20 protein-coding genes are annotated in these 21,004 nt (G+C 58.9%); 7 read left to right on the top strand and 13 right to left on the bottom strand.

Going from position 1 to position 21,004, the window contains the following annotated elements; all coding sequences use genetic code 11:
• Positions 1-3 precede the first annotated feature (3 nt).
• Complete coding sequence (locus AC5I5B_RS20490; protein WP_174054412.1) at positions 4-1,200, top strand: multidrug effflux MFS transporter; 1,197 nt, start codon at positions 4-6, stop codon at positions 1,198-1,200.
• A 53-nt stretch (positions 1,201-1,253) separates the two neighbouring features.
• Here AC5I5B_RS20490 and AC5I5B_RS20485 read toward each other — a convergent pair whose 3' ends face one another.
• On the bottom strand, positions 1,254-2,477 hold the full coding sequence (locus AC5I5B_RS20485) for an argininosuccinate synthase (protein WP_003505030.1): 1,224 nt from the start codon (positions 2,475-2,477) through the stop codon (positions 1,254-1,256).
• Between the two features lie 315 nt (positions 2,478-2,792).
• Here AC5I5B_RS20485 and AC5I5B_RS20480 point away from each other — a divergent pair, with 315 nt between their 5' ends.
• Both AC5I5B_RS20480 and AC5I5B_RS20475 read left to right on the top strand, forming a co-directional pair.
• Positions 2,793-3,647 (top strand): SDR family NAD(P)-dependent oxidoreductase, encoded by an 855-nt coding sequence (locus AC5I5B_RS20480; RefSeq protein WP_060725388.1) that lies wholly within the window; start codon positions 2,793-2,795, stop codon positions 3,645-3,647.
• 130 nt (positions 3,648-3,777) lie between these two features.
• Complete coding sequence (locus AC5I5B_RS20475; protein ID WP_003505033.1) at positions 3,778-4,425, top strand: LysE family translocator; 648 nt, start codon at positions 3,778-3,780, stop codon at positions 4,423-4,425.
• A gap of 39 nt (positions 4,426-4,464) precedes the next feature.
• On the opposite strand, the gene AC5I5B_RS20470 is transcribed toward AC5I5B_RS20475, so the two are convergent.
• From AC5I5B_RS20470 to AC5I5B_RS20440, 7 genes are all read right to left on the bottom strand, one after another.
• Positions 4,465-5,259, bottom strand: a complete 795-nt coding sequence (locus AC5I5B_RS20470; RefSeq protein ID WP_003505035.1) for an ABC transporter ATP-binding protein — start codon at positions 5,257-5,259, stop codon at positions 4,465-4,467.
• The gene (locus AC5I5B_RS20465; protein ID WP_003505036.1) at positions 5,256-6,137 is read right to left on the bottom strand and encodes an ABC transporter permease; all 882 of its coding nucleotides are present in this window, start codon (positions 6,135-6,137) and stop codon (positions 5,256-5,258) included. The genes AC5I5B_RS20470 and AC5I5B_RS20465 overlap by 4 nt, the downstream gene beginning before the upstream one ends.
• Before the next feature lie 106 nt (positions 6,138-6,243).
• Positions 6,244-7,197: an ABC transporter substrate-binding protein gene (locus AC5I5B_RS20460; protein WP_111834652.1), complete on the bottom strand. Its 954-nt coding sequence runs from the start codon at positions 7,195-7,197 to the stop codon at positions 6,244-6,246.
• A 108-nt stretch (positions 7,198-7,305) separates the two neighbouring features.
• Positions 7,306-8,478 (bottom strand): dual-specificity RNA methyltransferase RlmN, encoded by a 1,173-nt coding sequence (gene rlmN / locus AC5I5B_RS20455; RefSeq protein ID WP_077998729.1) that lies wholly within the window; start codon positions 8,476-8,478, stop codon positions 7,306-7,308.
• 266 nt (positions 8,479-8,744) lie between these two features.
• Positions 8,745-9,248 carry an invasion associated locus B family protein gene (locus AC5I5B_RS20450; protein WP_003523183.1) on the bottom strand — a complete coding sequence of 168 codons (504 nt, stop codon included), beginning with the start codon at positions 9,246-9,248 and terminating at the stop codon, positions 8,745-8,747.
• Between the two features lie 297 nt (positions 9,249-9,545).
• Entirely contained in the window at positions 9,546-9,926 is a 381-nt protein-coding gene (locus AC5I5B_RS20445) for a YkvA family protein (protein ID WP_111834651.1), read from the bottom strand.
• A gap of 51 nt (positions 9,927-9,977) precedes the next feature.
• Positions 9,978-10,283 carry a 4a-hydroxytetrahydrobiopterin dehydratase gene (locus tag AC5I5B_RS20440; RefSeq protein WP_111834650.1) on the bottom strand — a complete coding sequence of 102 codons (306 nt, stop codon included), beginning with the start codon at positions 10,281-10,283 and terminating at the stop codon, positions 9,978-9,980.
• A gap of 58 nt (positions 10,284-10,341) precedes the next feature.
• On the opposite strand from AC5I5B_RS20440, the gene AC5I5B_RS20435 reads away from it, so the two are divergent.
• Complete coding sequence (locus tag AC5I5B_RS20435; RefSeq protein ID WP_495752788.1) at positions 10,342-10,821, top strand: low molecular weight protein-tyrosine-phosphatase; 480 nt, start codon at positions 10,342-10,344, stop codon at positions 10,819-10,821.
• Here AC5I5B_RS20435 and thpR read toward each other — a convergent pair.
• The gene (gene thpR, locus AC5I5B_RS20430) at positions 10,755-11,348 is read right to left on the bottom strand and encodes an RNA 2',3'-cyclic phosphodiesterase (protein ID WP_003505049.1); all 594 of its coding nucleotides are present in this window, start codon (positions 11,346-11,348) and stop codon (positions 10,755-10,757) included. The genes AC5I5B_RS20435 and thpR overlap by 67 nt on opposite strands.
• A 68-nt stretch (positions 11,349-11,416) precedes the next feature.
• Positions 11,417-12,067, bottom strand: a complete 651-nt coding sequence (locus AC5I5B_RS20425) for an arylesterase (RefSeq protein ID WP_020812115.1) — start codon at positions 12,065-12,067, stop codon at positions 11,417-11,419.
• 91 nt (positions 12,068-12,158) lie between these two features.
• Between AC5I5B_RS20425 and AC5I5B_RS20420 the strand changes: the two genes are divergently transcribed.
• From AC5I5B_RS20420 to AC5I5B_RS20410, 3 genes are all read left to right on the top strand, one after another.
• The gene (locus tag AC5I5B_RS20420) at positions 12,159-12,869 is read left to right on the top strand and encodes an ABC transporter ATP-binding protein (RefSeq protein ID WP_060725382.1); all 711 of its coding nucleotides are present in this window, start codon (positions 12,159-12,161) and stop codon (positions 12,867-12,869) included.
• Positions 12,866-15,427 (top strand): ABC transporter permease, encoded by a 2,562-nt coding sequence (locus tag AC5I5B_RS20415; protein WP_111834648.1) that lies wholly within the window; start codon positions 12,866-12,868, stop codon positions 15,425-15,427. The genes AC5I5B_RS20420 and AC5I5B_RS20415 overlap by 4 nt, the downstream gene beginning before the upstream one ends.
• Positions 15,428-15,645: 218 nt before the next feature.
• The gene (locus AC5I5B_RS20410) at positions 15,646-16,383 is read left to right on the top strand and encodes a Bax inhibitor-1/YccA family protein (protein WP_003505056.1); all 738 of its coding nucleotides are present in this window, start codon (positions 15,646-15,648) and stop codon (positions 16,381-16,383) included.
• A 126-nt stretch (positions 16,384-16,509) separates the two neighbouring features.
• Here AC5I5B_RS20410 and AC5I5B_RS20405 read toward each other — a convergent pair whose 3' ends face one another.
• The 3 genes from AC5I5B_RS20405 to acnA form a co-directional block, all read right to left on the bottom strand.
• Positions 16,510-16,902, bottom strand: a complete 393-nt coding sequence (locus AC5I5B_RS20405; protein ID WP_003505057.1) for a DUF2794 domain-containing protein — start codon at positions 16,900-16,902, stop codon at positions 16,510-16,512.
• A gap of 399 nt (positions 16,903-17,301) precedes the next feature.
• Positions 17,302-18,042: a DUF1223 domain-containing protein gene (locus AC5I5B_RS20400; protein ID WP_003505058.1), complete on the bottom strand. Its 741-nt coding sequence runs from the start codon at positions 18,040-18,042 to the stop codon at positions 17,302-17,304.
• A 189-nt stretch (positions 18,043-18,231) separates the two neighbouring features.
• Entirely contained in the window at positions 18,232-20,925 is a 2,694-nt protein-coding gene (gene acnA, locus AC5I5B_RS20395; protein ID WP_020810179.1) for an aconitate hydratase AcnA, read from the bottom strand.
• Between the last annotated feature and the right edge of the window lie 79 nt (positions 20,926-21,004).

Raw genomic sequence — 21,004 nt, 5'->3', positions numbered from 1 at the left:
GCAATGTCACCAGAAACGATCATGTCCAGAAAGCGCACGGCCATGCTCGGTGCGCTGCTGACGGCGCTGGCGCCAATTTCCATGGCCATCTATACACCGGCCATGCCGGAGCTGACGCGGGTTTTCGCCACGACAGAGTCCGCCATAAAACTCAGTCTCTCGCTTTATTTTGCGGGTTTCGCGATCGCGCAACTGCTCGCCGGCCCAGCCTCCGACGCCTTCGGGCGGCGCAAGGCAAGCCTCGTTTTCCTGTCCATCTTTCTGGGCGGAGGATTGCTTGCCATTTTCGCACCGACAATCGAAGTGCTGCTCCTTGCCCGGCTTATCCAGGGTATCGGGGCCTCCGTCGGCATGACGGTGGCGCGCGCCGTGGTGCGCGACCAGTTCACCGGCGCCGATGCTTCCAGCATCATGAACCTCATCGGTATCATGCTGGCCGTTGGCCCCGCCATGGGCCCGACAATCGGCGGGCTTTCACTTGCGGCTTTTGGCTGGCAATCGGTATTTTTCCTCATGGCCGGCCTCGGAGCTCTGGCCATCTTCTCCGTCGTGGTTTTTCTGCGCGAGACGACGATCCCGGACAAGAGCCTGATCCGCCCGCGCCGCCTCCTGTCGGCCTATGGGACCTTGCTGAGCACGCCGCGTTTTCTTCTGGCCGCACTGGTGCTCGGCGGGTCGATCGGCGCGCTTTATGCGCAGGCCACCATGCTGACCTTCATCCTCATCAACGAGGTCGGCATGACACCCACCGCTTTCGGTGTTGGCATGCTGATGCAGACTGGTGCTTATTTCTTCGGCTCCATTGCCCTGCGTTATATCGCACCGCGACTGGGTGACCGTCGTTCGGTCGTCCTCGGTCTCTGTTTTTCGGCGGCAGGCGGTCTTCTCATTCTGCTGTCAGTGTTCCTGATACCCCCATCCTTTCTCTCGATCATGGGACCCGTGGCCGTCGCGACGATCGGCATTGCCTTGCTGACGCCTTCGATGGTAACGGCAGCCCTTGCCCCTTTTCCGCATATTGCCGGCTCGGCCTCGGCAATGATGGGCTTCATCCAGATGGGCTCTGGTTTTGCGGGCGGCGCTGCCGCCTCGGTCATCGGCTCGCCACTCACCGGCTTCGGCATCATCATTCCGGTGATGGAATTCACGGCCGTTGCCAGCTATATCGGCTTCCGCATCGTTTCCAGAAGAGAGACATAAAAAACCCGCCGGCGTCACCGCCCGCGGGTTTCATTATTTCCATTCCAGCAGAATTATTTGCTGAGGTTACGCTTGGCCAGTGTGCGCAGGCGCAGCGCATTGAGCTTGATGAAGCCCGCTGCATCCTTCTGATCGTAAGCCCCGTGGTCGTCCTCGAAGGTCACCAGCGCGTCGGAATAAAGCGACTTGGCGCTCTCGCGGCCGGTTACCATGACATTGCCCTTGTAGAGCTTCAGCGTCACTTCACCTTCGACATGTTCCTGGCTCTTGTCGATCAGTGCCTGCAGCATTTCACGCTCGGGCGAGAACCAGAAGCCGTAATAGATGAGCTCGGCATAACGCGGCATCAGCTCGTCCTTGAGGTGGGCCGCGCCCCGGTCGAGCGTGATGGATTCGATGGCGCGATGTGCAGCCAGCAGGATGGTGCCGCCGGGTGTCTCGTAAACGCCGCGCGACTTCATGCCGACAAAGCGGTTCTCGACCAGATCGAGACGACCGATGCCGTTTTCACGGCCATAATTGTTGAGCGTGGCGAGAAGCGTCGCGGGCGACATTTCAACACCGTTGATGGAGCAGGCATCGCCCTTGCGGAAACCGATCTTGATGACGGTTGCCTTGTCAGGAGCGGCTTCCGGAGAAATGGTGCGCATATGCACGTACTCAGGCGCTTCCTGTGCCGGGTCTTCCAGAACCTTGCCCTCGGAAGAGGAATGCAGGAGGTTGGCGTCGACGGAGAAAGGCGCTTCGCCCTTCTTGTCCTTGGCGACCGGGATCTGGTGCTGTTCGGCGAAGTTCAGGAGGTCGGTACGGCTCTTGAACGTCCAGTCACGCCAGGGCGCGATGATCTTGATGTCAGGGTTCAGCGCATAGGCCGAAAGCTCGAAACGAACCTGGTCGTTGCCCTTGCCGGTGGCGCCATGGGCAATGGCGTCCGCGCCGGTCTTCTTGGCGATTTCAATCAGATGCTTGGAAATCAGCGGACGGGCAATCGAAGTGCCGAGCAGATAGACGCCTTCGTAGACGGCGTTGGCGCGGAACATCGGGAACACGAAATCACGCACGAACTCTTCGCGGACGTCCTCAACGAATATTTCCTTGATGCCCAGCATCTCGGCCTTCTTGCGCGCCGGCTCAAGCTCCTCGCCCTGACCGAGATCGGCAGTGAAGGTCACGACTTCAGCGCCGAGTTCCGTCTGAAGCCATTTCAGGATGATCGAGGTGTCGAGACCGCCGGAATAGGCGAGAACGACTTTCTTAACGTCTTTCGGGAGTGCCATAGTGATGTCCATCTGCATGATGACGGCATCAGGACACCGCCATTTCCTCGGGATTTCGGCACTTTTACAGTGCAACCCGAAATGTGTGAAGCGCTTTTCCGTGAGATAAGCGACAAAACAATTGATGGGCGCGTATGACGATGGGCGATGACCGGCCGCGCCGACGGGAACGAAGCAATTGTCACATGCATTTAGAAAATTCGCGCTTTATCATAAAGCGGCGCGATCGACTTGAAGACCGTGAATGAAGCCACTCAGGTTCAGGCAACGTTGCAAACCGCTGGAAACAGCAGAAACGACGCGAAGGAGAAACCTATGACGACCATCCACCCCGCATTCAAGGAAGATAATGTCGCTGTCATAACAGGTGCGGCATCCGGCATCGGACTTGCCGCCGCCCGCAAATTCGCCACCTTTGGCATGAGCGTCGTGCTCGTCGATCTCGATGGCGAAAAGCTCGCCGCAGCCCATGCGGATATTCTGACCGTCGCCAAGGACGGTGAAGCGCAGATCGTCGCCATCCCGACCGACGTATCGAAACTCGATGAGCTGGAGGCGCTCGAACGCGCGGTTATCCAGCGTTTCGGGCGTGTCCACGTCCTCATGAACAATGCCGGCATCCAGCCGGGCAGCGCCATCTTCGGACCGCAGTCCAACTGGGAAAAAATTATCGGCGTCAATCTGATGGGCGTCGTGAACGGTAGCCGCGTTTTTGGCCAGGGCATGATCGCCCACGGCGAGCCGGCGCTCATCATCAATACCGGCTCGAAACAGGGCATCACCACGCCTCCCGGTGATCCCGCCTATAATGTCTCGAAGTCCGGCGTCAAAACCTTCACGGAGGCGCTTCAGCACGAATTGCGCAATGTTCCGAACGGCGCGGTTTCCGCCCATCTCCTGATTCCCGGTTTCGTCTTCACCGGCCTCACCGCCCATGGCAGGACGGAAAAGCCTGAAGGAGCATGGACCGGTGAACAGACCGTCGATTTCATGGTCGAAAGCATTGGCAGGGGCGATTTCTACATTCTCTGCCCGGATGGCGAGGTAGACCGCCCGACGGATGAAAAGCGCATTCTCTGGGCGGCCTATGACATCGTCCAGAACCGCCCCCCGCTGTCGCGCTGGCACACGGAATATTCCGCCGCCTTCACCAGCTTTTTGAAAAACTGAACTTTCAGCCGCCGTGCCTGAAAGGTGCGGCGGCTATTCTCTCCCGCAGGCGCGTCGCCGTTCAAAAACATTGGCAGAAGCACGAAACCGCGTTAAGCAACGGCAATCTCCAGAATTTACGGGTGCCGCGATGGATTTCGTTCCAAGCCTGCCAACACTGATCGCCTTCACCATCGCCATTCTGCTTCTGGCGGTGACGCCGGGTCCTGATATGACGCTCTGGATCAGCCGCTCCCTGCGCGAAGGCCGGGCGGCGGGCTTCATGACGCTGGTGGGAACAAACATCGGCATCACCGTGCATACGATGCTGGTCGCTTTTGGCGTCGCCGCCCTCATCGTCGCCTCACCGACCGCCTTCATGATCCTGAAAACAGGCGGCGCCGCCTATCTGGTGTGGCTCGCCATCCAGGCGATCCGCAAGGGCTCGGATTTCGTGATGGTGAAAAGCACCGGCGAAAGGGCGCAGGCCTCCCTGAAATCGGCCTTGCTGAACGGCATCTGGGTCAATCTGCTCAACCCCAAGGTCATCATCTTTTTCATGACCTTCCTGCCGCAATTCGTCAGCGCCTCCGATCCGCATGTGACCGGCAAGCTGATCTTCCTCGGCATCTGGTCGATCATCGTCGCACTGCCGATCGGCATCGGCATTGTTGTCGCCGCCGATGTTCTCTCCGCCTGGCTGCAACGCAACCGGAAGGTTCTGCGTGGATTGGATTACACGATCGCCGGCGTCTTCTCGATTTTCGCGGTCAAGATTTTCTTCACGCAAACGCGCTGAGGGCAAACAAAAAAGGCGCCGGAAGGCGCCTTTTTGCGATCAACCGATGAGCAACTCGTCATCATCAAGCTTCTGGCCGCGTATCTTGCGGAACATGTCGATCAGGTCTTCGACCTCGAGATCCTTGCGGCTGTCGCCGGAGACGTCGAGCACGATTTCACCGGCATGCAGCATGATCGTGCGGGTGCCGTAATCCAGCGCCTGACGCATGGAATGGGTGACCATCAGCGTCGTCAGCTTGCGCTCCGACACCACCTTGCGGGTCAGCTCCATCACGAATTCCGCCATGCCGGGATCAAGTGCGGCCGTGTGTTCATCGAGCAGCAACACGTCCGAGCCGGATAGCGTCGCCATGACAAGCGACACAGCCTGCCTCTGGCCGCCCGACAGAAGATCCATGCGGTCCTTCAGGCGGTTTTCCAGACCGAGGTTGAGCGAGGCGATACGCTCCTTGAAGAAATCCCGCCGCCCGCGCCCAAGCGCCGGCAGAAGGCCGCGGCGTTCACCACGCGATGCCGCGAGCGCCAGATTTTCCTCGATGGTGAGCGCGCCACAGCTGCCCGCCAGCGGGTCCTGAAACACGCGCGCCACCCGTCCCGCCCGGCTGGCGGTCGACTTGCGGGTAACATCGGCGCCACCGATCATCACCTTGCCCGCCGTCGGCAGGACATCGCCCGCCAATACGCCGAGCAGCGTTGATTTACCGGCACCGTTAGAGCCGATGACGGTGACGAAGGAACCATCCTCGATGGTAAGGTCAATCTTGGACAGCGCCTGCTTTTGCAGCGGCGTGCCGCGCCCGAAAACGACCTGAATATCGGAAAGGGAAATCACGATGTTGCTCCCCCGCGGCGCAGTCGGGGCAGGATCAATGCGATGGCCACCAATACCGCTGTTACGAAATTGAGATCGGATGCCTTGAGACCCAGCACATCGCTCGACAAAGCGAGCTGGATGGCGAGACGATAGGCGATGGAGCCGAAGACACAGCCGATAAGGGCAATCAGAATGCCGCGCGCACCGAACAGCGTCTCACCGATGATGACGGCGGCAAGCCCGACGACGATGGTGCCGACACCGGAGGTCACATCGGCAAAACCATTGGTCTGTGCGAAGAGTGCGCCGCCAAGGGCGACCAGAGCGTTTGAAAGCGCCATGCCGAGATAGATCTGGTTACCGGTCTTCACGCCCTGCGCCCGCGCCATCCGCGCATTGGCACCGGTGGCCCGCATGGCGAGGCCGGCATCGCTTTCAAGAAAACGCCAGACAAGAATGACCGCGATCAGCACCAGCGCGCCGACGAAGAGCGGCCGCACCAGATATTCCGACAGGCCGAGGCCGTAAAACGGTGAGATCATCGTGTCCTGATTGAGCAGCGCCACATTCGGTTTCCCCATCACCCGCAGATTGACGGAAAAAAGCGCGATCATCGTCAGGATCGAGGCAAGCAGGTTGAGAATCTTGAAACGGACGTTGAGCGTTGCGGTCACGATCCCGGCGGCGGCACCGGCAACCATTGCAATCGCCGTCGCGACCCAGGCATTCAGACCGGCGATGATCAGCACGGCAGCCACAGCGGCGCCAAGCGGAAAAGAACCGTCCACGGTCAGGTCAGGAAAATCAAGCACGCGGAAAGCGAGGTAGACGCCGATCGCCACGAAAGCGAAGACCAGTCCCAGCTCCACGGCACCCCAGAAGGCGATTTGGCTCACGGTAATGTCCTTGTTATTGCCGCCATCAGGCGGATACGGGCACCGTCTCGTGCCACGTAAAACGGGCGGCGAAATGCCGCCGCCCGCAATTCAGTCTGGTTTCGGTTCAGTCGATGACCTTGGTGGCGCGCTTCGTGACGCTTTCGGGGAAGGTAACGCCAGCCTTTTCAGCGGCCTTCTTGTTGATCACCAGATCGGTACCGACAGCAACGGTTGCCGGAATGTCGCCCGGCTTTTCACCCTTGAGGATGCGGACAACGACCGCGCCGGTCTGTTTGCCAACGTCGAAATAGTTGAAGCCGAGGGCCGCAACCGCACCGCGGGCAACGGAATCCGTATCGGCGGCGTAGAGCGGGATCTTGGCTTCGGAAGCAACGCCGGCTGCCGCCTCGAAAGCGGAAACGATGGTGTTGTCGGTCGGAACGTAGATCACGTCAGCCTTGCCGACCAGCGCGCGGGTTGCGCCCTGCACTTCGGCGGACTTGGTGGCGACGGATTCGACGATCTTGAGGCCAGCCTTTTCAGCTTCAGCCTTCAGCAAAACGAGCGTCGAGGCGGAGTTGGCTTCGGCCGAGTTGTAGATGAAGCCGATGGACTTGGCGTTCGGCGAGATTTCCTTGATGAGCGCCAGATGTTCGCCAACCGGCAGCATGTCGGAAAGGCCGGTCACGTTGCCGCCGGGCTTTTCCATGCTCTTGACGAGCTGCGCGCCGACCGGATCGGAAACTGCCGTGAAGACGACCGGAATGTCGCGCGTGGCGGCAACGACGGCCTGGGCGGACGGCGTGGAGATCGGCACGATAACGTTCGGAGCGTCGCCCACGAACTGACGCGCGATCTGCGCTGCGGTGCCGGGATTGCCCTGCGCGGACTCGTACAGGAACTTGAGGTTCTCGCCTTCCTTGTAACCGGCTTCGGCAAGGGCGGCCTTCACGCCATCGCGAGCGGCATCGAGCGCCGGATGTTCAACAATGGCGGTGACGGCGACGGTGACGTTTTCGGCCTTGGCGGGCAGAACGAGGGCGCTCGCGGCAGCGAGAGCCAGAATGAATGCGCGCATGGATATCCTCCTGTTGGTTCCCTGTTTTCGTCTTCTTAGGAACAAGACAGTCTGAAATCAATCAGAGAACCGCAGCAAATCAAGCTTTATGGCGCAATTGCGGCTGATTCAGTCATCCGCACCGTGGTTTGCGATCATCATCGCCTCGAAAGCCAGCCTTTCGGTCTTGCGCATGCGCTCGGATTCCGACTTCAGCTGACCGCAGGCGGCGAGGATATCGCGGCCGCGCGGCGTGCGGATCGGCGAGGCATAACCCGCCTGATTGATGAAATCGGCGAACTTCTCGATCTGCGCCCATTCGGAGCACTGGTAGTTCGTGCCCGGCCATGGATTGAACGGAATGAGGTTGATCTTGGCCGGAACGCCCTTCAGAAGCTGCACCAGCATCTTGGCATCTTCCAGGCTGTCGTTGACATCCTTCAGCATCACATATTCGAAGGTAATGCGGCGAGCGTTGGAGAGACCCGGATAATTGCGGCAGGCCTCGATCAACTCCTTCAGCGGATATTTCTTGTTGATCGGCACCAGCATGTCACGCAGGTCGTCGCGCACCGCATGCAGCGAAATCGCCAGCATGACGCCGATCTCATCGCCGGTGCGGAAGATTTCCGGCACGACGCCGGAGGTGGAGAGCGTGACGCGGCGCTTGGAGAGCGACAGGCCATCGCCATCGGTCGCAATCAGGAGCGCGGTCTTCACATGCTCGAAATTATAGAGCGGCTCACCCATGCCCATCATCACGATGTTGGAAACCTTGCGGCCTTCGCTCGGCACATAGGCGCCTACCGGGGTCGAACCATCGGGAAAATCGCCGAGCCGGTCACGAGCCAGCAGCAGCTGGGCCAGAATTTCCTCAGCCGTCAGGTTGCGCACCAGGCGCTGCGTACCGGTGTGACAGAAGGAACAGGTCAGCGAACAGCCGACCTGGCTCGATATGCACAGCGTGCCGCGCCCTTCTTCGGGAATATAGACCGTCTCGATCTCGACAGGACGTCCCGCACCACGCGGCGGAAAGCGCATCAGCCATTTGCGGGTGCCGTCATTGGAGATCTGCTCCTCGACGATTTCCGGGCGGGCAATGGTGAAGGCCGCCTTCAGCTTCTCGCGAAGCTCCTTGGCGACATTGGTCATATTGTCGAAATCGGAGACGCCGCGCACATAAAGCCAGTTCCACAACTGGCTGACGCGCATCTTCACCTGCTTCTGCGGCACGCCGATCTCGGCCAGCGCCTCGCCCATTTCCTCACGCGTCAGGCCAATCAGTGACGGCTTGCCGGACATCAGATCGCTATTGGCGATCAGCGGGGTTTTGACTGCCAGGCCGGCAGGGGCTTGCATTACGGACATCACGCTATCCCATCATTCCATGCATCGCACGACCGACCTGTCGGATAGGCGGAAAATCGTCTGCATGTCGAGAAAATCAAAGGCGGAGCACTTTTCGCGCATCCGCCTGTCAATGTTGCCGCGCCTTTAGCATCAAACTGGCAAAAACGCAAATGGCCGGTCAATGACCGGCCATTTTCAGATGCGATGAAGCGCCAGGATTACTTGCAGCTCTCGATCTGCTTGAGAGCTGCCGAAATACCCGACAGCGAATAGGAATAGGATGTCGCGGTGCCGCGGCCTGAGACTGCCTTGACGGTCATGGACTTGCCGCCCTTCATGGCAGCAACGAGAGCCGGTTCTTCAGCGGCGTTCTCAACCCAGGCAGCCTTGTCCTTGGTGAACATGACGAAGTTCTTATTGTCGATCGTCACATTGACCTTGGAGCCCTGCTTCAGCGGATAACCCACCATGGCCTGCGGCTCGTAGGAGATGTTCTGGCCGGGGCGCTGCGACACGATGAAGAAAATATCGCCGTGATCGACGCTCGCCGGTTCCTTGGCGGTCGGAATGGAAAGAACGTAGCAGACGGTGCTGTTGCCCGATTTGTACGAATAGGCACCCCATGCATTGAACTGCTGGATGCGCGTGGGCGACTGTGCAGATGCTACGCCGACGCTGGTCAGCAAAATGGCCGCTGCGGTTGCTACACTTCTTACAAACATAGAATTTCCTGCCGGGTTATTGTCTTCCATTGGCCCGAAGCAGCGGCGAGCCCAGTTTCTGGATCGGCCACGTTCAGGTGCGGATCGTCTTTTCTCATTGTGGTCGGAAAGCGGTTACCAAACCGTCAACAACACGCATAAAATGCCGGAAACGTCTTGCGGTGTTACAGATTGGCGACTTCCCGACGCCCTGAGGAGAACGGCGTGGCACGCCCTTCCCTCGTGTGTAAGACACATAAATTCAGGCAAGAATTTGTCACCCGCCGGGCTCTGCCGGACGGACACATCACAGAGACGTTACCCGGCTTCCCGCTGTCGCTTCAGCATGGCGTCAGCGGCCTCGTAGTGCTCCATCTTGATATGAGCGCGGATCATGGCAAGCGCTGCCGTGATGACGGCAATATCATCGGTAAAACCGATGACGGCCAGCACGTCAGGCACGGCATCCATCGGCATGATGAAATAGGCAAGCGCCGCCAGGATGATACCCTTTGCACGCAGCGGCGTGTCACGGTCGATCGCGCAATAATAGGCCGCCGCCGCATCGCGCGCGAAGGGCACTTTTGACATCACACGCTTCAGCTTGGGCCAGAATTTCGCCCGCACCGCATTTTCACGCTCCTGCTGCCTGTCGGTTTCACCCGGCAGAAGAATTTCACCGATTTTCACATCATCCATGATCGACGGTCCTCCGGTCACGGCTATTATATGGGATTTAAGGTCCGCCGTTCAATTGCTTCGGCCCGCAGCCGCCTTCTGCATGGCTTCGGCCAGAAGAAAATCCCGCTCCGTCACTCCCTGTGAATCATGCGTGGTGAGGCAAACCTTGACCCGCGAATAGACATTGGACCATTCGGGATGATGATTAAGCCTTTCCGCAACAAGTGCGGATTCGGCCATGAAACCGAAGGCTTCCGCAAAACTTGAAAACTTGAAGGAACGGATGATCGCCGCCCCGTCTTCTCGCAGGGACCAGCCCTCGAGTTTCGACAGGGCCTGCCGGATGGCGTCCGGCTCGAGTCTGGGATATTTCATGAACTTGCCTCCGCTTGAGACCCATTAACGCTTCAACGACCGGATCGACGCATATTCCATGAAACATACAGCTATTCTTTTTGTCTGCATGGGCAATATCTGCCGCTCACCGATTGCCGAAGGCGTTTTGAGACATCTTGCCGATGACGCGGCCGTGTCTGACCAGCTCGCTATCGATTCCGCCGGCACCGGCGGCTGGCACGCGGGTGAAGCGCCTGATCCCCGGTCCATCGCCATGGCGCGACGGCACGGCATCGATATTTCAAGTCAGCAGGCAAGACAGGTCACCCGGACAGATTTCGAGACTTTCGACCTGATACTCGCCATGGACGAAAACAATCTGGCGAACCTGCTTCAATCGAGCCCGGAAAAGCATCGGCACAAAATCCATCTCTTCATGGATTATGCCGTTGGCCGTCGTGAGAACGTCCCCGATCCCTATTACGGTGCCGAGGACGGGTTCCTTGGCGTCTACAACATGCTCTTGGCAGGATGCAGGTCGTTGCTCGAAAAGATGGAGCTGGACCGGGCCTCGTGAAGCGGGAACGCCTCTTCAACGATATAGGGCCCGCCGCCCACCGATTCCTTCGACGACATCAGCACAAAACGTCCGACCGTGAAGGGCGAGGTGCGGAAGTTGCCGCGTCCGGAAAGATAATGAACGACATCGTCCAGGCGCGATGAGCGCAGCCGCGCCAGCGTGACATGCGGCATGAACTTGCGCGGATCGGGCGGGAGACCGATCCTCTGGCAGATTCTCTCGACTTCCGCCTGCAGCGCATGCATTTCCGGAGAGGGAGAAACCCCGGCCCATATGGAATGCGGTTTCTTGGAGCCGAAGGACCCCATACCGGTGAGATTGAGCTGGAATTCCGGCCTTTCGATCCGATCCAGCCTGTCCACGACCTCATCGGCGGTCCGCCCGTCGATGTCACCGATAAAACGCAGGGTTATGTGATAATTCTCCACATCGATCCACCGGGCTCCCGGCAGACCACCGCGCAACAATGAGAGGCTCATAGCCGCATTGCGCGGAATTTCGAGGGCGGTAAACAGTCTCGGCATGGCGAGCTCCCCGAATCTCTTGGCAGAACAAGCATAGCGAATCACGCAATGCAGATGGGCGCAAGTGCTTATTTTTTTTGCGCACCGATTGTCTTGATGAAGCTTTCAACAGCCGGCAAAGATTTTTCAACCATCATCGCCACACCACTGGTATTGGGGTGCATCTTGTCATCCAACTTCAGCGCATCATCCGTCACCACGCCATCCAGAAAGAAGGGATAAAGCGGCAGGTTGTATTTTTCGGCAAGCTTCGGAAAGATCGGATTGAAGCGCTTGGCGTAATCTTCGCCCATATTCGGCGGCGCCATAATGCCGACCAGCAACACGGCTATGTTGCGCTTCTGGAAGCCGGAAATGATGGTATCGAGGTTCTTTTCGGTCTGTTCGGGGGGAATTCCGCGCAGAGCGTCATTGGCGCCGAGTTCCAGAATGACCCCATCAGTACCATCGGGAACCGACCATTCCGCCCGCGCCAGGCCGCCGGAAGAGGTATCGCCGGACACACCGGCATTGGCGATGGCGACATTGACGCCCTTGCCCTTTAATGCAGCCTCAAGCTGTGCGGTGTAGCTGTCGGTTGGGGGCAGCTGATAGCCAGCCATCAGGCTGTCGCCGAGGCCGACCAGTTGCCATGTCCGCTCCTGAGCCGTGACAACAGTGGCGGAAAAGGCGGTAGCGAAAATGACGATGAAGTGAAACAGGGCAGCTTTAAATCTCATCACGGCTTTCCTAACTTGGTTCCCATTGTCTGAAATACCGACCGCATCGACCGCCAGACCGTTTTCATCACCCTATATAGGAACGAGAATTGTGACGAAAAGCATCATAGAGCTGAAGAAAGCCGACCTCACGCTCGGCAATGCCGCCGCCTCCGTTCACGTTCTCAAGAACATCAATCTTTCAATCGGAGAGAGCGAGGCGGTTGGTATCGTCGGCCCCTCCGGCTCGGGAAAGTCGACGCTTCTGATGGTGCTTGCCGGTCTCGAGAGGCTCGATAGCGGTGAAATCATCATCGCGAATACGGAACTGCACAAGCTCGGCGAGGACGCGCTGGCGGATTTTCGCGGCCGGAATATCGGCATTGTTTTCCAGTCCTTCCATCTCATCGCCAACATGACGGCACTGGAAAATGTCGCCGTTCCGCTCGAACTGGCAAACACCCCGAACCCCTTCGAGATCGCCAGGCGCGAACTCGTCGCCGTCGGTCTCGGTGAACGCCTGAACCATTATCCCGGCCAGCTCTCCGGCGGCGAACAGCAACGTGTCGCCATCGCCCGCGCGCTTGCCCCCTCACCGGCCGTACTGATTGCTGATGAACCGACCGGCAATCTCGATACCGATACCGGCAGGCAGATCGCTGATCTTCTTTTTGCCAAACAGGCCGAGCGCGGCATGACGATGATCCTCGTCACCCATGATCCGTCGCTTGCCGCCCGCTGCTCACGGCAGATCAAGGTGCGCTCCGGCGAGATAGAGGGCGACAGCGCGAAGCCCCAGATTGCGCGGGCGGTATCGGCATGACTGGATCTGTTCTCCCGTCTTTTGCCAATGTCAGAAACGCCGCGAGGCTCGCACGGCGAGAAATTCGCGGCGGCCTTCGAGGCTTTTACATTTTCCTTGCCTGTATTGCGCTTGGAACCGGCGCCATCGCCGCCGTCAATTCCGTCTCACGCGCGGTCACCAGCGCCATTGCCACGGAAGGTCAGTCCATACTGGCAGGCGACGTGCGTTTCGAACTGCGCAACAGGGAAGCAACGCAGGAAGAACGGGCCTATCTCGATGGGCTAGGCACCGTCGCGGTTTCCACCGGGCTGCGCTCCATGGCGCGCCTTGCCGACGGTTCCGAACAGACGTTGACTGAGGTGAAAGCCATAGACGGCTCCTATCCGCTCTTTGGCACCTTCGTTGCCGAACCCAACCGGCCGTTAAGCGAGCTTCTGGCTGGCACCGGCGACACCTATGGCGCCATCGCCGCACCGCTTCTGCTGGAACGGCTCGGCATCAAGGTCGGCGATGAAATCCTGCTCGGCAATGTGAAGCTGAAACTGACCGGCACCGTGGTCGACGAACCGGATGCGCTGTCTGACGGCTTCGGTTTTGCTCCAAGGCTGATGGTCAGCCGCGATGCCCTTTTTGCTTCTGACCTCGTTCAGACCGGAAGCCTGGTCGAACACGCCTACAAGATCAGGCTGAACGATCCTTCGTCACGGCCAACGATGAACGACGCGGCCAACAAGGCCTTTCCCGATGCCGGTTGGTCCATCCGCACCAGCGACCGGGCGGCACCCTCGCTCACCGAAAACGTCAACCGCTTCTCGCAATTCCTGACGCTGGTAGGCCTCACCGCCCTCATCGTCGGCGGTGTCGGCGTCGCCAATGCCGTCCGCGCGTTTCTGGATTCCAAACGCACCACGATCGCCTCGCTGAAATGCCTGGGCGCACCGGCCTCCGTGGTCACCATGACCTATCTCTTCCAGATCGCCTTCATTGCCGCCGTCGGCATCGTCATCGGCCTTGTGGTCGGCGCCGTCGCGCCACTCATCGCCATGCGGTTTCTGGAAGGCGTATTGCCTGTACCGGAAGAGCTCGCCTTTTACCCCGGCGCTCTCGGTCTCGCCGCCCTGTTCGGCCTCCTGACCACGTTCGCCTTCGCCATCGTTCCCCTTGGCCAGGCGCGTGAGGTTCCGGCAACCGCGCTTTTCCGCGAGCAGGGTTTCGAAGAAGGAAGCTGGCCGTCCTGGCCCTATCTGGCCGCAACCGGTCTGCTGCTGGCGGCGCTTGCCGCCCTCGCCATCTTTTCGGCGGAAGACCGCTTCATCGCCTCGATCTTCCTTGCGGCCATCGCTTTTGCCTTCGTGGTGCTGCGACTGGTGGCTGCGGGCGTAAAGGCCATCGCCAAGCGCAGCCCGCGCGTTCATTCGGCTGCGCTGAGGCTGGCGATCGGTAATATTCACCGGCCGGGCGCACTCACCCCCTCGGTCGTTCTTTCGCTCGGCCTCGGGCTGACCCTCCTCGTAACGCTCACCCTGATCGACGGCAATCTGCGTCGCGAACTGACGGACAGCCTGCCGGAACAGGCACCGAATTTCTTCTTCGTGGATATTCAGGGCAGCGAAGTTCAGGGCTTCCGCGATCTTTTGAAGCAAGAAGCGCCGGAAGGAGCCCTGACCGAAGTACCGATGCTGCGCGGCCGCATTCTGGCGCTTAACGGCGAGGACGTGACAAAAATGGACGTGCCATCTTCCGGACGCTGGGTGCTGCGCGGTGACCGGGGCATCACCTATTCCCAGGAAATTCCTGAAAACGCGACGCTGACGGAGGGAACATGGTGGGGGCCGGACTATAGCGGCGAGCCGCTGGTCTCCTTCGCCGCGAAAGAGGCGGGGGATCTGGGCCTCAAGATCGGCGACACGGTCACCGTCAACGTGCTCGGACGCAGCATAACGGCCAAGATCGCCAATCTGCGCAACGTCGAATGGGAATCACTGTCGATCAATTTCGTCATGGTGTTTTCACCGAACACCTTCCGCGGCGCGCCGCATGCGTGGCTGGCAACGCTCGCCGACCCTTCCGCAACCGCCGCCGACGAAGGCCGCATATTGCGCGCTGTCACCAACGCCTATCCGACGATCACCAGCGTGCGCGTGAAGGATGCGCTCGACGTCGTCAACCGCCTTGTCGGCCAGCTTGCCACCGCCATTCGCGCCGCTGCCGCCGTCGCGCTGATAGCCTCCGTCCTCGTTCTCGCCGGCGCTCTCGCTGCCGGCAACCGCGCGCGAACCCACGACGCGGTCATCCTGAAAACGCTGGGCGGCACACGAAACCTGCTCATCCGCGCCTTCTCCTACGAATATATGATGCTCGGTCTCGCCACCGCCGTCTTCGCGCTTTTCGCCGGCGGCGTCTCCGCATGGTTCGTGATCGCCCGCATCATGAAGCTGCCCTCCAGCTTCCTGCCGGATGTGGCGATCGGAACCCTCGTCGTCGCCCTCGTCATGACTGTCGGCATCGGGCTCATCGGCACATGGCGCATTCTCGGCCAGAAGGCGGCGCCGGTTCTGCGGCAGGCGGGAGAATGATCATCGGTTGTGCCCCGCTTAACTTTAGCGATTAATTCTTTGTAATGATCGCCAAAACGTGAGCGCTTTTCGCGCATATGGTGTCTTTTCAACTGGAAAAGGCCTTGTATCGGACACGTTCTGCCATCATATTCTTTGGCAGGCTTGCTGAAGCTCCGCAGCGGCGCCCGGGAGGTATCCCGACACCGTAGCAATTACGGAGCTCAAAAGAGGACACAATGGCTGACTTCAATAACTACCAGAACCGCATGGCGCAGACCCGTGCACAGACTGGTGCGATGATCGATGAAGGTCTCCGCGCCTATATGCTGAAGGTTTACAACCTGATGGCGCTGGCTCTGGTCATCACCGGCGTTGCGGCTTTCGCAACCTATTCATTCGCTGCGTCCAACCCTGCCTTCCAGCAGCTGCTTTATGCATCTCCGCTGCGCTGGGTCATCATGCTCGCACCGCTGGCACTGGTTTTCTTCCTTAGCTTCCGTATTCAGAATATGAGCGTTTCCGCCGCGCAGACGACATTCTGGGTCTATGCCGCGCTGATGGGCGTGTCGCTGTCGTCGATCTTCATCGTCTTCACCGGCCAGAGCATCGTCCAGACGTTCTTCGTGACCGCCGCTTCGTTCGGTGCGCTCTCGCTTTACGGTTACACGACAAAAAAGAACCTTTCCGGTCTCGGTTCGTTCCTGATCATGGGTCTGTTCGGCCTGATCATCGCTTCCATCGTCAATATCTTCCTTGCATCCTCCGCACTGCAGTTTGCGATTTCCGCAATCGGCGTACTGATCTTCGCAGGCCTGACCGCCTACGACACCCAGAAGATCAAGGAAATGTACTTTGACGGCGACGATGTTGCCGTGGCTGGCCGCAAGGCCATCATGGGCGCGCTGACGCTCTATCTCGACTTCATCAACCTCTTCACCTTCCTCCTGCAGTTCCTCGGAAACCGCGACGACTAAGGTTAAGAGTTCTACTGACAGACATGCGAAAGGCGGCCCTTCGGCCGCCTTTTTATTTGCGAAGATTTCCTCACCCCTATCCGCGAGAGCAGGCTGTTCCTGCGAATAGTCCGCTCCTGTTAAAGCTCATTCAATGAGCTTCAGAACCTTGTCGAAAACTTTCAGAACCTGCGGCAATTCATGGCCACGTTTGAGAATGCGGCCATCCGTATTCACCACGCAATAGGCACCCTGTTTTGCCCCCAGCTTGGGGTTTTTCTCGATCCTGAAAAGCGGCATTTCACCTGATCGCTTGAAGACGGAAAACACCGCCTTTTCCTTCAGGTGATCGATGGCGTAGTCACGCCACTCGCCCTCTCCCACCATGCGGCCATAGATGCGCAGAATCGCATCCAGCTCGCGCCGGTGAAAGGTGACCGGCAAAGGGTCCTTGTTCTTTTTATATTCCCGGAGATCGATAACGGTGGAATTGTCACGTGAAGCGGTCTGCACCTGCTGCACATCCGGTTGATCGGTCATCCAATACCTCCGATTCCACCCAAATCATCCATGCAGTGTGAGCCTGAGGGGGCGAAATTGCAAGTCTTTGCACTACCATGGCGCACAGGACCGGCAATTCCAGGAAAGGTTTGACAGGCCTCGAATTGCAGCCGATCCAGAAGGCGCCAGCACGGAATGGCGCCCCATCCATCCCTCTGGAGGGACTGCCGACAGCAAAGGCAGAGGTTAAAAATGGTAACCATTTAGGCAGCCATTTTCACATGGCCTGCCGTATTTCGGTCAAACCATGGCCCGAATTGGGTGGAATAGTCCTATTGTCAATTGATGCCTAGGCACCAAGATGACCCGGTCCGGTGCATTGACCCTTTACCCCCAGCCCCCAATGCCCGGACCGGATCTTCCATCGCCCACAGGCGATCAGGGGGTTTCATTTCCAAGCAGGATACTTGCGCCGACAATTGCCGCGGGATCGCCGCCGGCATTTGCCGTCTGCAAAAGCACCGCGCAGCCGCCCTTTTTCACCTTTGCCACCACGCTCGCCGGAAGCTTCACTGTCATCGGTGAACCATCCCACATGCCGACGGTTTGCACGTCATAGACGCTGTGCCAGTAGGACATTTTTTTCCCCTGGTTATCCCCCTTCTGCACATCAACCGTCTGTTCGCGCGTGAAATAGGCGACTACGACATCGGCCCTGCCGCTGCCGGCACCGATATCGATCTCCACCTCGTTTCCGGAAAACTTCGACGAGACCGGGACATTCAGTCCCTTGCCTTCGCGCTTGAAAGCATCGAGCCTGTCGTAAATTCCACGGACATCCGCGCCCTTGACGTGGTCGCGACCATTCAGAATGGCCTGCGGCGTATAGACCCCGTTACGGCCGAGTGCGCGCATATAGCCATATTGCCGATCGGTATTTTCCTTCGATGCCAGCGAATCCGTCCAGCCCAGATAGTTCCAGTAATCGACATGGTAGGAAAGACCGACGACATCGCCCTTCTGGATCATCTTGCGCAAGGCTTCATCCGCCGGCGGGCACGAGGCACATCCCTGCGATGTGAACAATTCGACGACGCCCTTCACAGCTTCCTGCGCCTGCGCGGAGGTGACGAGAAACGTGCCGAGAAGACATATCGACAGGGGGAATTTCAGCGGCATTACAAAAACCTTTGTCCGGAAGAGATCCAGACGAATTGATGCGATCAATCCTGCCGGGATGCAAACCGGAAAATAACGTCTATTGCCCTTCAATAGAAAGTCACGAAGGGGTGAGCGACAATCACAAAAAAAGAGACTTGAAACGGAAAGACGCCGGGATTCCGCCCGGCGCCTTAGATTTTCAAAGCTTTACGCGACCAGATCGCGAAGAACGGTTTGCAGAATGCCGCCATTGTTCATGTAGATCACTTCATCAAGCGTATCGATGCGGCAGAGAAGCGGAACTTCCTTCACCGTACCGTCGCTGTAGGTGATCTTGGCGATCTTCTTTTCACGCGGCTTGATTTCACCTTCGAGACCATCGATCTCGACGATTTCGTCGCCCTTGAGGTCGAGGCTCGCCCAGGTCGTGCCTTCCTCGAAAACGAAGGGAACGACACCCATGCCGACGAGGTTCGAACGGTGGATGCGTTCGAAGGACTGCGCGATGACGGCCTTGACGCCGAGCAGGTTGGTGCCCTTCGCCGCCCAGTCGCGGGACGAGCCGTTACCATATTCGACACCGGCGAAGATGACGAGCGGAACGCCTTCCGCCTTGTATTTCATCGCGGCGTCATAGATCGACATCTCTTCCTTCGACGGATAGTGGATGGTGTAGCCACCTTCCTTGCCGTTCGGGCCGAGCATGTGGTTGCGGATGCGGATATTGGCGAAGGTGCCGCGCATCATCACTTCATGGTTGCCACGGCGCGTGCCGTACTGGTTGAAGTCGGCCACGGCAACGCCGTGCTCCGTCAGATAGGCACCAGCAGGCGAAGCAGCCTTGATCGAACCGGCCGGAGAAATATGGTCGGTGGTGATCTTGTCGCCGAAGAGACCGAGGACGCGCGCGCCCTTGATGTTCTTGAGGCCGGTGCCCTTTTTGCCCATGCCGACGAAATAGGGCGGGTTTTGAACATAGGTGGACTGGTCGTCCCAGGCATAGGTCTGGCCCGGCGGAACCTGAACGGCCTGCCAGTTCGCGTCACCCTTGAACACGTCAGCATACTTGGTTTCGTAGAGCTCACGGGTGACGTATTTCAGGATGAATTCCTGGATTTCCTTGGAGGTCGGCCAGATATCCTTGAGATAGACCGGGTTGCCGTTCTGGTCGTCGCCGATCGGCTCCTTGGTCAGATCCTTCTGGACGGTGCCGGCAAGCGCATAGGCCACGACGAGCGGCGGCGAGGCCAGATAGTTCGCCTGCACGTCAGGCGAGATGCGGCCTTCGAAGTTGCGGTTACCAGAGAGAACACCTGATGTGATCAGGCCCTTGTCGTTGATCGTCTTGGAGATCGCAGGCGGCAGCGGACCGGAGTTACCGATGCAGGTCGTGCAGCCGAAGCCGACGAGGTTGAAGCCGATCGCATCGAGATCCTTCTGCAGACCGGACTTGTCGAGATATTCGGCAACAACCTGCGATCCCGGTGCCAGCGAAGTCTTCACCCACGGCTTGGACTTCAGCCCCTTGGCGACAGCGTTGCGGGCGAGAAGGCCGGCAGCGATGAGAACCGAGGGGTTGGAGGTGTTCGTGCAGGAGGTGATGGCGGCAATCGCCACATCGCCGTGACCGAGATCAAAAGCTTCGCCTTCGACAGCATAGCGGCTGTTGATCTGGCCGGGCTTCTTGTAGTCGTTCTCGAGAGCCGTTGCGAAATTCGGCGCAATGGTTTCGAGCGGCAGACGGCCTTCCGGGCGCTTCGGACCGGCCATGGAGGGCACGACGTCACCAAGATCGAGTTCCAGCGTGTCGGTGAAGACGAGGTCGGAACCATCGCCGGTGCGCCACATGTCCTGCGCCTTGGAATAGGCTTCGACGAGCGCGATACGATCCTTGGCACGGCCGGACATGGTCAGGTAGTTGATGGTTTCGCCGTCAACCGGGAAGAAGCCGCAGGTCGCGCCATATTCCGGGCCCATATTGCCGATGGTCGCACGGTCGGCCAGAGACATCGAATCAAGGCCGGGGCCGAAGAATTCGACGAACTTCGATACCACGCCCTTCTTACGCAGCATCTGCACGACCGTCAGAACGAGGTCGGTCGCGGTGACGCCTTCCTTCACCTTGCCGGTCAGCTTGAAGCCGATGACCTCGGGCAGAAGCATGGAGACCGGCTGGCCGAGCATGGCAGCTTCAGCCTCGATACCGCCGACACCCCAGCCGAGAACGCCGAGACCGTTGATCATGGTCGTATGCGAATCCGTGCCGACGCAGGTATCCGGATAAGCGATCGTCTCGCCGTCCTCCTCCTTCGTCCAGACGGTCTGGCCGAGATATTCGAGGTTGACCTGGTGACAGATGCCTGTGCCGGGCGGAACCACGCGGAAATTCTTGAACGCCTGCTGGCCCCACTTCAGGAAGCGGTAACGCTCGCCGTTGCGCTCATATTCCAGTTCAACGTTGCGGGCAAAGGCGCTCGGCGTGCCGAATTCATCGACGATAACAGAGTGGTCAATGACGAGATCGACGGGAACCAGCGGATTGATCTTTTCCGGATCGCCGCCAAGAGCCTTGATACCGTCACGCATGGCGGCAAGATCAACCACGGCGGGAACACCGGTGAAGTCCTGCATGAGAACGCGGGCGGGGCGGTAGGCGATTTCGGTTTCGGTCAGGCCCTTGTTACCAAGCCATTCGGACACCGCAAGGATATGTTCCTTGGTGACGGACTGGCCGTCCTCGAAACGCAGCAGGTTTTCCAGAAGAACCTTCATGGAATAGGGCAGCTTGGAAACGCCCTTCAGGCCATTGGCTTCAGCCTTGGGAAGGCTGAAATAGACGTAATCCTTACCGCCAACGGTAAGGACGGAACGACATTTGAAACTGTCGAGTGATTTGGGCATGGATAAAAACCCCGCTTACACTGATAGCCAACACGTTCGTGCGGACACCTATGCACTCATGCACATCAGGATGCGGGTA

This window comes from Agrobacterium sp., assembly GCF_059499945.1.
This window is presented reverse-complemented; position numbering and strand designations above follow the sequence as displayed.